Origin of the sequence: Nocardia carnea, from assembly GCF_029868855.1 — a bacterium.
GTDB lineage: Bacteria > Actinomycetota > Actinomycetes > Mycobacteriales > Mycobacteriaceae > Nocardia > Nocardia carnea_A.
Map to the genome: position 1 here is coordinate 47,942 of NZ_JARWOV010000247.1, position 11,877 is coordinate 59,818.

16 protein-coding genes are annotated in these 11,877 nt (G+C 68.1%); 1 reads left to right on the forward strand and 15 read right to left on the reverse strand.

The annotated features are described in order from the left end of the window. Window positions 1–98: 98 nt before the first annotated feature. The 13 genes from QH195_RS25650 to QH195_RS25710 all read right to left on the reverse strand — a co-directional run bounded on the left by QH195_RS25650 (window position 99) and on the right by QH195_RS25710 (window position 9,962). Window positions 99–533 (reverse strand): DUF1707 SHOCT-like domain-containing protein, encoded by a 435-nt coding sequence (locus tag QH195_RS25650; RefSeq protein WP_280437303.1) that lies wholly within the window; start codon window positions 531–533, stop codon window positions 99–101. 119 nt (window positions 534–652) lie between these two features. Next, a complete protein-coding gene (locus QH195_RS25655) occupies window positions 653–958 on the reverse strand; it encodes an acylphosphatase (RefSeq protein WP_280422855.1) in 306 nt (101 codons plus the stop codon). Between the two features lie 2 nt (window positions 959–960). After that, window positions 961–1,437 carry an OsmC family protein gene (locus tag QH195_RS25660; protein ID WP_280422854.1) on the reverse strand — a complete coding sequence of 159 codons (477 nt, stop codon included), beginning with the start codon at window positions 1,435–1,437 and terminating at the stop codon, window positions 961–963. 59 nt (window positions 1,438–1,496) lie between these two features. After that, window positions 1,497–1,631 (reverse strand): hypothetical protein, encoded by a 135-nt coding sequence (locus tag QH195_RS25665; RefSeq protein WP_280422853.1) that lies wholly within the window; start codon window positions 1,629–1,631, stop codon window positions 1,497–1,499. 192 nt (window positions 1,632–1,823) lie between these two features. Then, window positions 1,824–3,347, reverse strand: a complete 1,524-nt coding sequence (locus tag QH195_RS25670; RefSeq protein WP_280437304.1) for a PstS family phosphate ABC transporter substrate-binding protein — start codon at window positions 3,345–3,347, stop codon at window positions 1,824–1,826. A 448-nt stretch (window positions 3,348–3,795) separates the two neighbouring features. Further along, on the reverse strand, window positions 3,796–4,881 hold the full coding sequence (locus QH195_RS25675) for a winged helix DNA-binding domain-containing protein (RefSeq protein ID WP_280437305.1): 1,086 nt from the start codon (window positions 4,879–4,881) through the stop codon (window positions 3,796–3,798). Between the two features lie 31 nt (window positions 4,882–4,912). Further along, complete coding sequence (locus tag QH195_RS25680; protein WP_280437306.1) at window positions 4,913–5,971, reverse strand: PHP domain-containing protein; 1,059 nt, start codon at window positions 5,969–5,971, stop codon at window positions 4,913–4,915. A gap of 3 nt (window positions 5,972–5,974) precedes the next feature. Then, complete coding sequence (locus QH195_RS25685; protein WP_280423977.1) at window positions 5,975–6,556, reverse strand: dihydrofolate reductase family protein; 582 nt, start codon at window positions 6,554–6,556, stop codon at window positions 5,975–5,977. Between the two features lie 79 nt (window positions 6,557–6,635). Next, the gene (mutM, locus tag QH195_RS25690) at window positions 6,636–7,523 is read right to left on the reverse strand and encodes a bifunctional DNA-formamidopyrimidine glycosylase/DNA-(apurinic or apyrimidinic site) lyase (protein WP_280437307.1); all 888 of its coding nucleotides are present in this window, start codon (window positions 7,521–7,523) and stop codon (window positions 6,636–6,638) included. A 1-nt stretch (window position 7,524) separates the two neighbouring features. Next, window positions 7,525–8,247: a ribonuclease III gene (rnc, locus tag QH195_RS25695; protein ID WP_280423975.1), complete on the reverse strand. Its 723-nt coding sequence runs from the start codon at window positions 8,245–8,247 to the stop codon at window positions 7,525–7,527. A gap of 14 nt (window positions 8,248–8,261) precedes the next feature. Beyond that, window positions 8,262–8,444 carry a 50S ribosomal protein L32 gene (rpmF, locus tag QH195_RS25700; RefSeq protein WP_280402095.1) on the reverse strand — a complete coding sequence of 61 codons (183 nt, stop codon included), beginning with the start codon at window positions 8,442–8,444 and terminating at the stop codon, window positions 8,262–8,264. 2 nt (window positions 8,445–8,446) lie between these two features. Further along, the gene (locus QH195_RS25705) at window positions 8,447–9,106 is read right to left on the reverse strand and encodes a YceD family protein (protein WP_280423974.1); all 660 of its coding nucleotides are present in this window, start codon (window positions 9,104–9,106) and stop codon (window positions 8,447–8,449) included. 109 nt (window positions 9,107–9,215) lie between these two features. Beyond that, window positions 9,216–9,962 carry a DivIVA domain-containing protein gene (locus QH195_RS25710; protein ID WP_280423973.1) on the reverse strand — a complete coding sequence of 249 codons (747 nt, stop codon included), beginning with the start codon at window positions 9,960–9,962 and terminating at the stop codon, window positions 9,216–9,218. Window positions 9,963–10,186: 224 nt separating this feature from the next. Between QH195_RS25710 and QH195_RS25715 the strand changes: the two genes are divergently transcribed. Further along, on the forward strand, window positions 10,187–10,762 hold the full coding sequence (locus QH195_RS25715) for a GtrA family protein (RefSeq protein WP_280423972.1): 576 nt from the start codon (window positions 10,187–10,189) through the stop codon (window positions 10,760–10,762). Here the strand turns inward: QH195_RS25715 and coaD are convergent. Both coaD and rsmD read right to left on the reverse strand, forming a co-directional pair. Next, a complete protein-coding gene (gene coaD / locus QH195_RS25720) occupies window positions 10,730–11,215 on the reverse strand; it encodes a pantetheine-phosphate adenylyltransferase (protein ID WP_280423971.1) in 486 nt (161 codons plus the stop codon). The genes QH195_RS25715 and coaD overlap by 33 nt on opposite strands. A gap of 3 nt (window positions 11,216–11,218) precedes the next feature. Further along, the gene (gene rsmD, locus QH195_RS25725; protein WP_280437310.1) at window positions 11,219–11,812 is read right to left on the reverse strand and encodes a 16S rRNA (guanine(966)-N(2))-methyltransferase RsmD; all 594 of its coding nucleotides are present in this window, start codon (window positions 11,810–11,812) and stop codon (window positions 11,219–11,221) included. Window positions 11,813–11,877 lie beyond the last annotated feature (65 nt).

The following is an 11,877-nucleotide window of genomic DNA, read 5'->3' on the forward strand; positions in this document are numbered from 1 at the left end:
GCCGATCGAGGGCGGGTGGTGGCGGCGCGGTTGCCGAGGGCAGTCCGTACCGTAGCCCGGTGGTTCCGCCGACCGGATGCCACCGAGGCTACCGGGCGTTATACCTTTCGGCGATGGCAGCGGCCGGCCTCGATTCCGGTTGCCGCCCGCAATGCCAGCACGGCACCCCACGGGCCGATGACCCATATGGGCCAGAAGTAGGTGAATGCTCCGACGCCCAGCGAGATCGCCGCCCAGATCACCAGCACCAGCACGCTGACGCCCAGCCAGGCGCTGCCCTCGATCCGCTGCCAGATCGGGAACCGCGAGCGCGATCCCGGGACGGTCGAGTTCGGACCGGGACCCGGCTTCGGTTCGGGCAGATCGGCGAGCACACTCTGCAGCTCCTCGCGGGTCGCGATCCGGTACACCTGCGCGACCCGCTCGTCGTATTCGGCGAGGTCGAGCCTGCCGTCGCCCAGATGCCGGCCCAACTCCCGCACGATCCGATCGCGTTCGGCATCCGAGGCGCGGATACCCGTCGAGATCTCCATATCGCTCCCCTTACACATCGGGCCACACTCCACTGTGGAATATAACCAGAGTGCTACTCCCACTGTGGAATGTCAAGGGGTTCGAGAAATACCGCCTCGCGGAGCCGGCCGAATGTGTCCTATCGCTCCACGAAACCCTGCAGCCCGCCCCGAGCCGGCTCCCAGTTCTCGACCACCAGATCCACCCGGCCGGGCGCCGCCGGAGAACGCAGCAGCGCCAGCAGTTCGGCCGCCGCGCGCCGCGGCCCCTCGGCCACCACATGCACCCGCCCGTCGGCCGCGTTGGTGGCATGCCCGGTGAGCCCGAGTTCCAATGCCCGGGACCGGGTCCACCAGCGGAATCCCACGCCCTGCACGTATCCGTGCACCCAGGCGCTCAGCCGCACCGGATCGGATTCCGATCGCGCCGCCGTTTCGCCGATCATGATCAGTCGGCGGTATCGATCTCGAAGGACAGCGTCACCTTGCTACCCGCCTTCAATGTCCGGCCCACCGTGCACACCTTGTCGATCGCCCGCTGCACCGTCACCAGAAGCCGCTCGCGGGCGGCTTCGTCGAGTTCGCTGAGATCGAGTTCGAATACCTCGTCCAGCTGTGGATACACCTCGTTCTCCCGGTCCGCGGCGCCGGAAACCCGGATGGTCGCGTCGTAGTCGTCGCCGAGCCGGCGCGAGAGCGGGAAATCCGAGCTCATCCCCGAGCATGCGGCCAGCGCGATCTTCAGGAGTTCACCGGGTGTGAAAACACCGGGAACACCTTCGGACCCGATCAGAACCTCCGCGCCGCGTGAACTACGCCCGGTATAGCGCCGGGTCCCCGTACGCTCCACCCACAGCGTGGTGGGGCCCGAGGGTGCGCCGGCCGGCGCCGCGGCGGCGGCCGCAGTGGTGGTGTCATCAGCCATGGTTTCGATCCTGCCATCCACCGCCCGGGCTCGGCGCACCCGTCCGCGACAGGTGCGGGTCAGCCCCGGCGCGACCGCGGCGCGGCCACCCGGACCGGCCGCTGAGAACGGTTCTCCAGCGTTGCGGCGAGAACCCGCAGCAGCAGCAGACCGACCAGGAATCCCGCGATCAACATCGGGGTCACCAGGGACATGACAGTCCTTCCATTCCGCATCACGCAACCGCTATCGGTCACGTACCCACCGGTGACGCCGGTATCTCCGGCCGCGCTCACCGGCGGTGCGCAGGAAAAACTACCCCCGCGGACAGCTCGGAAACCCCTTGCTTGCGCAATCTTTACGCCCGCAGACCACTCCCGGGGCCCGGCCGATACACATCGCCCGAGTCACCGATGCGGATGGCATCGCGACGGATCGACCAGCTCCGCACAGGGAAGATTCCCGTACCGGCGGATCACGTCCTGACCGCCCTCCCACAGCAGGAAGCGCACGAAGCTCGCACCGATCGACCCGGGGGCGAAATCACCGTACGAGTACGCGTACTCCACGCCCCAGAACGGGTAGCTCTGCGCACCGGCCGCCTCTCGCGTCGCGGGTCGGCCACCGATCGACACCCGCACCACGCCTGGAGTGTCCGAGGCGTCCGCAGCCTCGCTGTATCCGACGGCACCCGGTATCTCGGTGATCTCGTCGAGGACATCCGCGGTGGTCAAGGTCTGGCAGCGCCCGGGTTCCCCGCCGCGCGCGAGCTCGTTGCAGGTGATACCGGGTTCCGGTGGCTGTGCGGCTTCCAGCAGCCGGGTCTCGAAATTCCAGCGGGTACCGGATCCGGCGTAACGGTTGACGACCCGCACGGGCAGATCGGCGCCGCCGACGGCCCGCCAGTTCGTGACCTCGCCGAGGAACAACTCCCTGATCTGCTCGACGGTGAGGTCGGTCACCCCCGTTTCCGGGTGCACGACGACGGTGAACAGCGACAGCGCCAGCGGCCGCTGCACCAGTCCGGGGAAGTCTGTGCCCTTCGGCGCGTCACCGATCGCGAGCAGCGTGCCGTCGGCACCACGTACGTCGTCGACCCGTGCCATACCGCGTTCACTGCCCTCGAACTCGTAGTCGATCTCCGCACCCGGGCACGTACGTTCGTAGAGTTCGCCCGCCTCCTCGACCACCCGGGCGAACGCGGTCGACCCGACCACGGTGAGCCGTCCCGTCGCGCAGCCGCTCGGCGCGGCCTCGGACTCGACGATATCGAGCACCGCCATCGCCGCGATAACGGTGACCAGGAAGCCGATCAGCACCAGCATGAGCAGCGATGCCCCGGAGCGACCCTGGGTCTTGGTGATCCCGCCGCCGGTGACCACGCCCTGCATCGTGGGCTCGGGATACTCCCCCGTGCCGGCTGTGCGTTCCAGAGTCGCCAGGATCTTGTAGTGGTCCGAGCGGTTCAGCGGAACCTTCGGTAAATCGATGACACCGATATCCTGACCCGGAAGTTCACGATGGCCGAAACCGGAATCCGGCTCGAAGCAGACGGCCAGCCCCGGATTGCTCAGTTCGGTGACCGCCATCCCGATCACCCGCCGCTGCGGGAAATGCAGATGCAGCCCGGCCTGGCCGTTCTGCCCGGTCACGTAGTCGGTGGCATCGATGGTGGTGGCGCCGTGGTTCTCGATCCGGATCAGTACCACCGACAGATCTTGCAGGTTACGTTCGGGCCCCTCGGCGGTCTGCCGTAACTGCCGCAGCGCCCCGGCATGCCCGGATTCCGCTTCACCGGTGACCGGCGTATCCATCTGCACCCGCCAGCCGAGCCGTTTACGGCCGACGAAAACGAACTCCCAGACGAAGGCCCCCACCGGAATCGCGATACCGGCGAGCGGGAGCACAAAACCGAACAGAAGTTCACCCACCCCGAATCCCTCCCTCGGCACCATCTTCGGCCAACCGTACGGCGAAACGCGCTAGGCCAGGTGAGTGTTCGCACACCATTCACCACAACGTCATCGGCCGCCGGGCAGATGTGCTCGTGGGCTCGGCGGGGGTTAGGCCGGAGGCCCCGGGCGGGGGGGGCGGGGGGGGGGGCGCCCCCCGCCCCCCCCCCCGCGTGCGGGTCTGCCGGGCGGATGCGAGCGCTTTCTCTTTCGGCGTACCGGCGGACTCCACGGCACCGGAACGTGGGTGCACCTCGGCGCAGATCTGCTGGGTGCCACAGCGGCTACTCGCGTTCAGCCGACGCGCTCCCGCCGACCCAAGGCGTGGGATGTGCGGGCGCGCGATCTGGCACTCCGTCCGACAGGGGATCCGGAATATGCAGGGCCCGGGCGGAGACCGTGGCTCAGCCGAGGCTTGCGGTCCCGTTCATTCGGCGACGATGATTTCGCCGTCACCGCCGCCGGAAATGAACCCCAGCAGCCGCCGGGCTTCCGCCTCGACGAGCTCCCGCTGGTCCGCGGCGAACCCGTGCCAGGGCTCGATGCGCAGTATCGAATCCTGCACCGACCATCTGCCGTGCACGAAACCGTCCACCAGGTACACCGGAACCCCGGCCGAGGCCTCGCGGGCCGTCCGCCGCCGGTCCTCTTCGGCGATGATCCGGCGCCGGTCCCGGTACCCGAGCAGCGAATTGTCGAACGCGGGGAGAAAACGCACCGGCACAGGCAGTTCCGGATCGGCCAGCGGAGCATCGGGCAGATCGAACAACTCGTCTCCCTCCGCACTACGCAGCACCCGGAGCCGCGGACGCAAGGTGCTCACGACCTCGCGGAGCCGGGTGAGACCCGACCAGGCCTGTATATCGGCGACACTCGCGGGACCGAACGCGGCGAGATAGCGCAGAATCAGCGTGGACGGATCGGGCGGATCCAGCGGTGCACCGATCCAGTCCTCGGCCGGGCCGACCGTGACGTACCGGTTGCGCCACCGCCCCCATTCCCCGGTCTCGGCGCCGTGCGCCATGGGCACCAGCACCTCCACTGCTTCGGCCAGGCGGCGCGTATGACGTTGCGGAAACCGTTCGGCCAGAATCCTTCCGAGGTCACCGCGGGACATCCGCCGACCGGCCAGCACTTCCCGGCCGGCGGCGGCCAACTCGGACAACTCGATACCGTCGATCTCCTCGCGGTAGTAGGCGGTATTGAGCGCCCCCTCGACATACGCCTGAACCGTGGGGCGCAACCAGCGAAAATCCTCCGCCGTGCTCAGATGTACAGTGCGCCGGATCGTGGTGGAGCGGACGAGTTTCCGGTCGTGCATCAGCGCGGCCAGGTCCTGATGATCGAACTGTCGCGACCGCGACCATATTCCGATATAGGGCCAATTCGGTTCCTGCCCTTGCACCGCGACCAGATGCCGGATCAGCTCGTAGGCAGGAAGATCGGTACGGTTCGCCAGATGCTGGCGTACCAGCAGAGTCCGGTTCAAGGTGCGCAGCGACAGTTCCCGCATACCGGGCATTATCGGAGCCGGCACCGACAGGTCAGGCACCGCGAGACCGCGTCCACTCCAGTAGCTCGTCCACGGACCGGGCGTTGATGATCCGGTCGGGTGCGACCTCGCAGGCCACCGCGCGGGCACAGCCATAACCCTGCCAGTCCAGCTGGCCCGGCGCGTGGGCATCGGTGTCCAGCGCGAATTCGCAGCCCATCTCGAGCGCGAGCCGGATCAGCCGCTCCGGCGGGTCCTGCCGTTCGGGGCGGCTGTTGATCTCGACCGCCGTTCCGTAGCGGCGGCAGGCCTCGAACACGATCTCGGCGTCGAAATCCGATTCGGGCCGCGTCCCCCGCCCGCCCTCGACCAGCCGTCCGGTGCAATGGCCGAGTACGTCCACATGCGGATTCGCCACCGCGTACACCATGCGCCGGGTCATGGTGTCGCGGTCGTCGCGCAGCCGCGAATGCACGCTGGCGACGACGATATCGAGCTCGGCGAGCAGATCGGCGTCCTGGTCCAGGCTGCCGTCGTCGAGGATGTCGACCTCGATCCCGGTGAGCACCCGGAACGGCGCCAGTTCGGCGTTCACTTCGGCGACCACATCGAGTTGCCGCCGCAGCCGTTGCGCGGAAAGACCGTTCGCCACGGTGAGCCGCGGTGAATGATCGGTCAGCGCGCAGTACTCGTGTCCGAGCGCGGCCGCACAACCCATCATCTCCGCGATCGGGCTCCCACCGTCGGACCAGTCCGAATGGGTGTGCAGATCACCCCGCAACCGCGCGCGCAGCTCGGCCCCCGTGGCCCCGATCGGCCGCGCCGCGGCCCGCAACTCGGCGAGGTAGCGCGGAACGGCGCCCTGGCAGGCCTCCTCGATCACCGCCGCGGTCTTGGGGCCGATCCCGGGCAGTTCCTGCCAGTTCCCGGCCGCCCGGCGCCGCCGGACCTCCTCGTCGTCGAGACCGGCGACGATATCGGCCGCCCGCCGATACGCCTTGACCCGATAGGTTTTCTCGCGACCCCGTTCGAGCCAGAACCCGATTTCGCGCAGCGCTCCCACCGGCTCCGGCGCGGGCCGTCCGGTGGTTTCCGGTGCGTCGTCGGACACCGGTCAGCGGGCCCTTCCGTACTTGACGAAGGCGACACCGTCGTCGAAGACCTGGCTGGTTATCACGCGGAACGCCAGCGGCTCGGGCAAACGCGGGCCGCTGCCGAACAGCGGCCGGCCGCGGCCCAGCACGATCGGGTGCAGTTTGAGGAAGATCTGATCGATCTCGGGCAACAGATCCTGAGCGAGCTCTCCGCCGCCGCACAACCAGATTCCGGGGCCCTGCTCGCGTTTGAGTTCGCGCACCCGGGCGAGCGGGTCGCCGGTGACGAGTTCCACGGCCGGGTCCGGCGGTGCGGTGAGCGTCGTGGACACCACGAATTGGCGCAGGTGCGCGTAGGGGCTGGTGGTGCCGGTGCGCACCCCGAAATCGAAGGTTTTGCGGCCCATGATCACGGTGTCGAAGTTGGCATTGCGTGCGTCGATGCCGAGTGCGCGGCGTACCTCGGACGGCACGGTCTCCGGATACTGCGCGGTAATGGTGGGGCCGTGGTCGCCGCCGACCGGGAAGAAATCGACGGCGCCGTCCTCGGTGGCGATGAAACCGTCCATCGTGGCGGCGACGAAGTAGGTGAGCTTGCGCATAACGTCCTTCCCAGGCCGACCGGGTCGACGATCTTGCCGACAAAACCGTAACCCGCCGCCGGGCGCCGCCGCGAGAGATCTACGACGCGGTTTTGCGGCGTCGCGCCGGTGGCTGGCACCGTGGGCACGAGAAGGAAGAGCGATTCATGAACTTCTCCCGGACGATCACCGCACCGCAGCGCGGGCAGGGCCGGTCACCGCGCCCGTACACCGCCAGAGCTCGCTCGAAATAGCCGGATTCGCCGTTGACGTTCACATACAGCGCATCGAACGACGTACCGCCCGCGGCCAGCGCGTCGTTCATCACCGCCGCGGCCTCGGCGAGCAGCCGCCGCAACACCGGACGAGTGAGTCCGGCCGCCGTCCGGCCGCCGTGGACCTGCGCCCGCCAGAGCGCCTCGTCGGCGTAGATATTGCCGATCCCGGAGACCACGGTCTGATCCAGCAGCAACCGTTTGATCTCGGACTGCTTGGTGCGCAGCACGGCGACCACACGCTCCGCATCGAAACGAGGATCGAGCGGATCGCGAGCGATATGGGCCAGCAGATCGGGCAGCAGATCGCCGTCCACCGCCACCAGCGGTGCCAGCACCCAGCCGCCGAAGGTGCGCTGATCGACGAACCGCAGTTCCCGGCCGTCGTCGAGAGTCGCCCGGATATGCGCGTGTTTCTCGACCGGTGCAGCAGCCGGCTGCACCAGCATCTGCCCACTCATGCCCAGATGTACGACCAGCGCGGCGTCCGCGGGGTCACCGGCCGGCTCGTCGAAGGTGAGCCACAGGTATTTGCCGCGGCGCCGGGCAGCGGCCACTGTCAGGCCGGTGAGCCGGGCCGCCATATCCGCGGCACCGGGCACATGACGGCGCACCGAACGTGGATGCGTGACGGTGACCGATTCCACGGTCCGACCGGACAGATGTTCGGCCAGACCGCGGCGAACGACCTCGACCTCGGGGAGCTCGGGCACTTCAGGATTCGCCGGTCAACGCGCGGTAGGCCGCGCCCGCCGCCTTCTGCTCGGCTTCCTTCTTCGACCGTCCGACGCCCTGTCCATAGGCATCCCCGGCGATCACAGTGGTCGCGGTGAATTCCTTGTCGTGGTCGGGCCCGGTGGAGGTGATCTCGTAACTGGGCACGCCGAGTCCGCGTTCGGCGGTCAGTTCCTGCAGGCTGGTCTTGAAATCCAGCCCGGCGCCCATCCGCGGACCGCGTTCGAGCAGTTCGGCGAACAGCCGCAACACGACTTCACGCGCCACATCGATACCGTGCTCGAGATGCACGGCACCGAGCAGCGATTCCATCCCGTCGGCCAGGATGCTGGGTTTGTCCCGGCCGCCGGTGAGTTCCTCACCTTTGCCGAGCAGCAGATGTACGCCCAGACCGCCTTCGCCCAGCTTTCGGGCCACTTCGGCAAGGGCGTGCATATTCACCACACTCGCGCGCAGCTTTGCCAGTTCGCCCTCGGATTTCTCCGGATGCTCGTGATAGAGCCGTTCGGTGATACTCAGTCCGAGTACCGAATCGCCGAGGAACTCGAGCCGCTCATTCGTCGGCAGCCCACCGTTCTCGTACGCGTACGAGCGATGGGTCAATGCGAGACGAAGCAGCTCGGGCTGTATCTCGACACCCAGGGCGGCGAGCAAACTCGCTTGATCCGGCCGCTCGCCGGGTTCGTCCTTGCCCGCGGTCAATGGTCGACCGGGGATCAGACGGCCGAGGCGACCTGGCGGCCCTTGTAGGTACCGCAGGAGGGGCACGCGATATGCGGCGGGGTCTTCTGACCGCAGGCCCGGTTCGGGCAGGTGATCAGCGTAGGCGCGACGGCCTTCCACTGGCTGCGCCGCGACCGGGTATTGGAACGGGACATCCGGCGCTTGGGAACGGCCACGACTACTTCTCCTCTGTACTGTTACGTGCAATGTCTGCGGAACGGTCTCCGGTGGCCGCACCCTTGTCGGGGCTGCCGCTGCCGGGCGATTCGGAGGCGAATTTCGCCAGCCCGGCCCAGCGGGGATCCAGTATCTCATGCCCGTGATCGGATCCCGCAATCGCCATCCGAACCCCGCATTCCGGGCACAGTCCCGCGCAGTCGGGAGTGCACAGCGGCTGCAGCGGTAATTCGAGGCCGAGCTGGTCCACGACCAGGGGTTCGAGGTCGATGAGGTCGTCGTCCATCCGGTAGACCTCGTCGTCGGACGCGGTCCGATCCGTGGTGCTGTCCGGGTAGGCGAACAGTTCGGTCAGCGCGAGTTCGATCGAATCGGTGAACTGTTCCAGGCAGCGCGAGCATTCACCGGCCACCGGCGCGGTTACGGTACCCGTGACGAGCACCCCCTCCGAGACCGACTGCAAACGCAGATCCAGCTCGACCTCGGCACCGGCCGGCACGGCGATCAGATCCAGGCCGAGCCGTTCGGAGGTGGTGACGGTACGCCGCAGTTCGCGCATGGATCCCGGGGCGCGACCGAGGCTGCGCACATCCAGCACGAAACCCGCGTCGTGTGCACGGCGTGCACCGGAACGCGAGCGCGTGGTTGTATCGGCAGGCATCGAAGAACACTCCACTGGGTCGTTCGGGGATATGGGTACAGGCCGGATTCGGCGGGCAACCACACCACAGTACGCGAAACGGGCGGTTACCTGCAAAATCGTCCGGTGGCTAGCGGCGGAACTCCGCCGCGTAGTCCGGTACCCCCGACCCGTTGCGCAACTGCTGCCGGCCGCGGCCGACGGTGCGCAGGGCGCCGCCGAGAGTCTCCTCGAATTCGGCGAGTTTGCTGTCGACGTAGTGGTCGCAATCGGCCCGCATCCGGTCGGCGTCGGCCTGTGCGCTATCGATCAGCCGGGCGGATTCCGCGTGCGCGGCCCGCACCACCTCGGTCTCCTCCACCAGGCGGCGCTGTTCGGCCTGTCCGTCGGCCACCGACCGGTCGTAGGAGGCCCGGCCGGCTTCGACCATCCGGTCGGCTTCGGCGCGAGCCCGGCCGGTCACCGATTCGTATTCGGCCTTGGCATCGGCGACCAGGCGCTGAGCTTCGTTCGAAGCGGTATCGACCAGCCGGTCGGCGTGCGCGGTGGCCTCGGCGACCATACGGTCGGCGTGCGCCTTCGCCTCGGCGAGGATGCGGTCGGCCTCGGCGCGGGCATCGGCCACTGTGGTGGTGGCCTGTTCGTCGGCGGTACGGACGGTTTCCTCGGCCAGTCCGCGGGCGTCGTCGACGATCTTGTCGCGATGATCGAGCACATCCTGGGCGTCGTCGATCTCGGCCGGAAGCGCATCACGCACATCGTCGAGCAGATCGAGCGTTTCCGGACGCGGGACGATGCAGTTACGCGTCGCGGGTATCCCGCGTGCCTCCTCGACTATGGCGACCAGTTCGTCGAGCGCCTCGAATACCCGATACATGCTCAGTGCCCTCCTGCTGACGATCGGCGAAATATCACGCCGTTCCCAGTGTGCCCCGGCCCGTCGGCTGAGCCGAGCCAACTTTCGGTGTGTCGCTACTTCCGGCGGATATCCACAGGCTTCGCGGAATCAACTGGAGACCTCGTCTCCGCTTGGTGCTAAATTCGTAGGAGTCGTAACGCACCGCGCTGGACCGCCTGACCCTTGCCCGATCGGAACCGCCCATGACCATCCTGCAGCTGCCCTCGTCCGGGGCACTGTCCGCCGGGGAGCTGGATATCGATTGGCCGGAACAGCTCGACCCGGTGGCCTGGCAGCAGCGCCTGCTCCGGTATCTGCGCGGAGATCGGGCATTTCCCCAGCTGATCCGGTTCGCACTGGTGGGCGGTCTGAGCAATATCTCCTATGTGCTGCTCTTCCTCAGCCTGACCGGCGCCGGCACGCTCCTGGCCAATGTCGCCGGTTCGGTGGTGAGCACGGTCCTGGCCAACGAACTGCACCGCCGCCTCACCTTCCACGCGGCCGAGCGGGTGGGCTGGTTCACCGCGCAATGGGAAGGTGGCGGCCTGGCACTGCTGGGTCTGGGAATCAGTACGGCGGCCCTCGCCGCGCTGGAAGTTCTCGCTCCCACCCTGGCCGAACCGGCGCAGGCCGCGGCCGTACTGGCCATCAGCGCCGCCGTGGGCGGCCTGCGTTTCCTGGCCCTGCGCGGCCTGGTGTTCCAGCCGCTGCGGCGGGTCCGGGAAGTGAACGCCGCACGCGAGGAATCAGCCGGCGCGCTCGGCGAGCCGGTCGAGTAGGCGTTTGTGCACCAGCGGCGGCAGCATATCGCTGACATCGCCGCCGAAGGCCGCCACTTCCTTGACCAGTGAGCTGGACAGGTAGCTGAACGCCGGGTTGGTGGCGATGAAGAAGGTGTCCACCCCGGCGAGCTTCTTGTTCATCTGCGCCATCTGCAGTTCGTATCCGAAATCGCCGGCATCGCGCAGGCCCTTGACGATCGCGGTGATGCCTTGTTCCCGGGCGAAATCGACGGTCAGCCCGGCCCAGGACGCGATCCGCACATTCGGCAGATCGGATGTGGCGTCGCGCAACATTTCGATGCGCTCATCGACACTGAACATCCCTTGCTTCTTCTTGTTCACGTTGACCGTGATGACGACCTCGTCGAACTGTGCCGCCGCCCGGCGGAACACATCGAGGTGGCCGTTGGTCACCGGATCGAACGAGCCCGGGCACAATGCTCCTGCCATGGTTCAGACGCTAGCAGGTGGGGCGGAATCCACCGCGCCGGCGCCGACGTACACGGCGGACTCGATCCGGGTTTCCCCGTACCGTTTCGGCGCGCGCCCGGCGAAGCCCGCCGGCCACGCTATCTCCGCCGAACGGACGGATCGTTCGACGAGCAGCAGCGCCTCCTCGGCCAGCCAGCCGTGGGCCGCCAGCTCGCCGATATCGCCCTCGACGGCCGGGGTGGGCAGATCGTAGGGCGGATCGGCGAAGACCAGATCGAAATCGCCCGCACCGGCCTGCGCCAGCACCTGTGCCACCGCACCGACCCGGACCTGCGCCGTGCGCAACCCCAGATCCGAGATGTTGCCGCGCAGCACCGCCGCCGCCCGCCGATCCGATTCGACCAGCAGCGCGGACCCCGCGCCGCGGGACAATGCCTCGAGCCCCAGCGCACCCGACCCCGCGTAGAGGTCGAGTACGCGGATCCCGTCGAGATCCATCCGGGCCTCGATCGAAGAGAACAGCGCCTCCCGCACCCGGTCCGAGGTGGGCCGGGTCCCGGGGGGGGGGGACCCCCGGCGCCGCCCCCCGGCCCGGGCGGCGGCGCGCCGGGGGATTAGGGTTAGCGCCCCGCCCCGTGGATAAGCAGAGAACCCCCCCCGCCCCGCGGGGCCCGGGGGAT

Bases quoted from the DNA above. Each gene is read 5' to 3' on its own strand.
- coaD (WP_280423971.1), bottom strand. From the start codon at position 11,215: ATGGCAGGAGCATTGTGCCCGGGCTCGTTCGATCCGGTGACCAACGGC.
- QH195_RS25705 (WP_280423974.1), bottom strand. From the start codon at position 9,106: ATGCCTGCCGATACAACCACGCGCTCGCGTTCCGGTGCACGCCGTGCA.
- QH195_RS25715 (WP_280423972.1), top strand. From the start codon at position 10,187: ATGACCATCCTGCAGCTGCCCTCGTCCGGGGCACTGTCCGCCGGGGAG.
- QH195_RS25660 (WP_280422854.1), bottom strand. From the start codon at position 1,437: ATGGCTGATGACACCACCACTGCGGCCGCCGCCGCGGCGCCGGCCGGC.
- QH195_RS25685 (WP_280423977.1), bottom strand. From the start codon at position 6,556: ATGCGCAAGCTCACCTACTTCGTCGCCGCCACGATGGACGGTTTCATC.
- QH195_RS25655 (WP_280422855.1), bottom strand. From the start codon at position 958: ATGATCGGCGAAACGGCGGCGCGATCGGAATCCGATCCGGTGCGGCTG.
- QH195_RS25650 (WP_280437303.1), bottom strand. From the start codon at position 533: ATGGAGATCTCGACGGGTATCCGCGCCTCGGATGCCGAACGCGATCGG.
- QH195_RS25710 (WP_280423973.1), bottom strand. From the start codon at position 9,962: ATGTATCGGGTATTCGAGGCGCTCGACGAACTGGTCGCCATAGTCGAG.
- QH195_RS25665 (WP_280422853.1), bottom strand. From the start codon at position 1,631: ATGTCCCTGGTGACCCCGATGTTGATCGCGGGATTCCTGGTCGGTCTG.
- QH195_RS25675 (WP_280437305.1), bottom strand. From the start codon at position 4,881: ATGCGGGAACTGTCGCTGCGCACCTTGAACCGGACTCTGCTGGTACGC.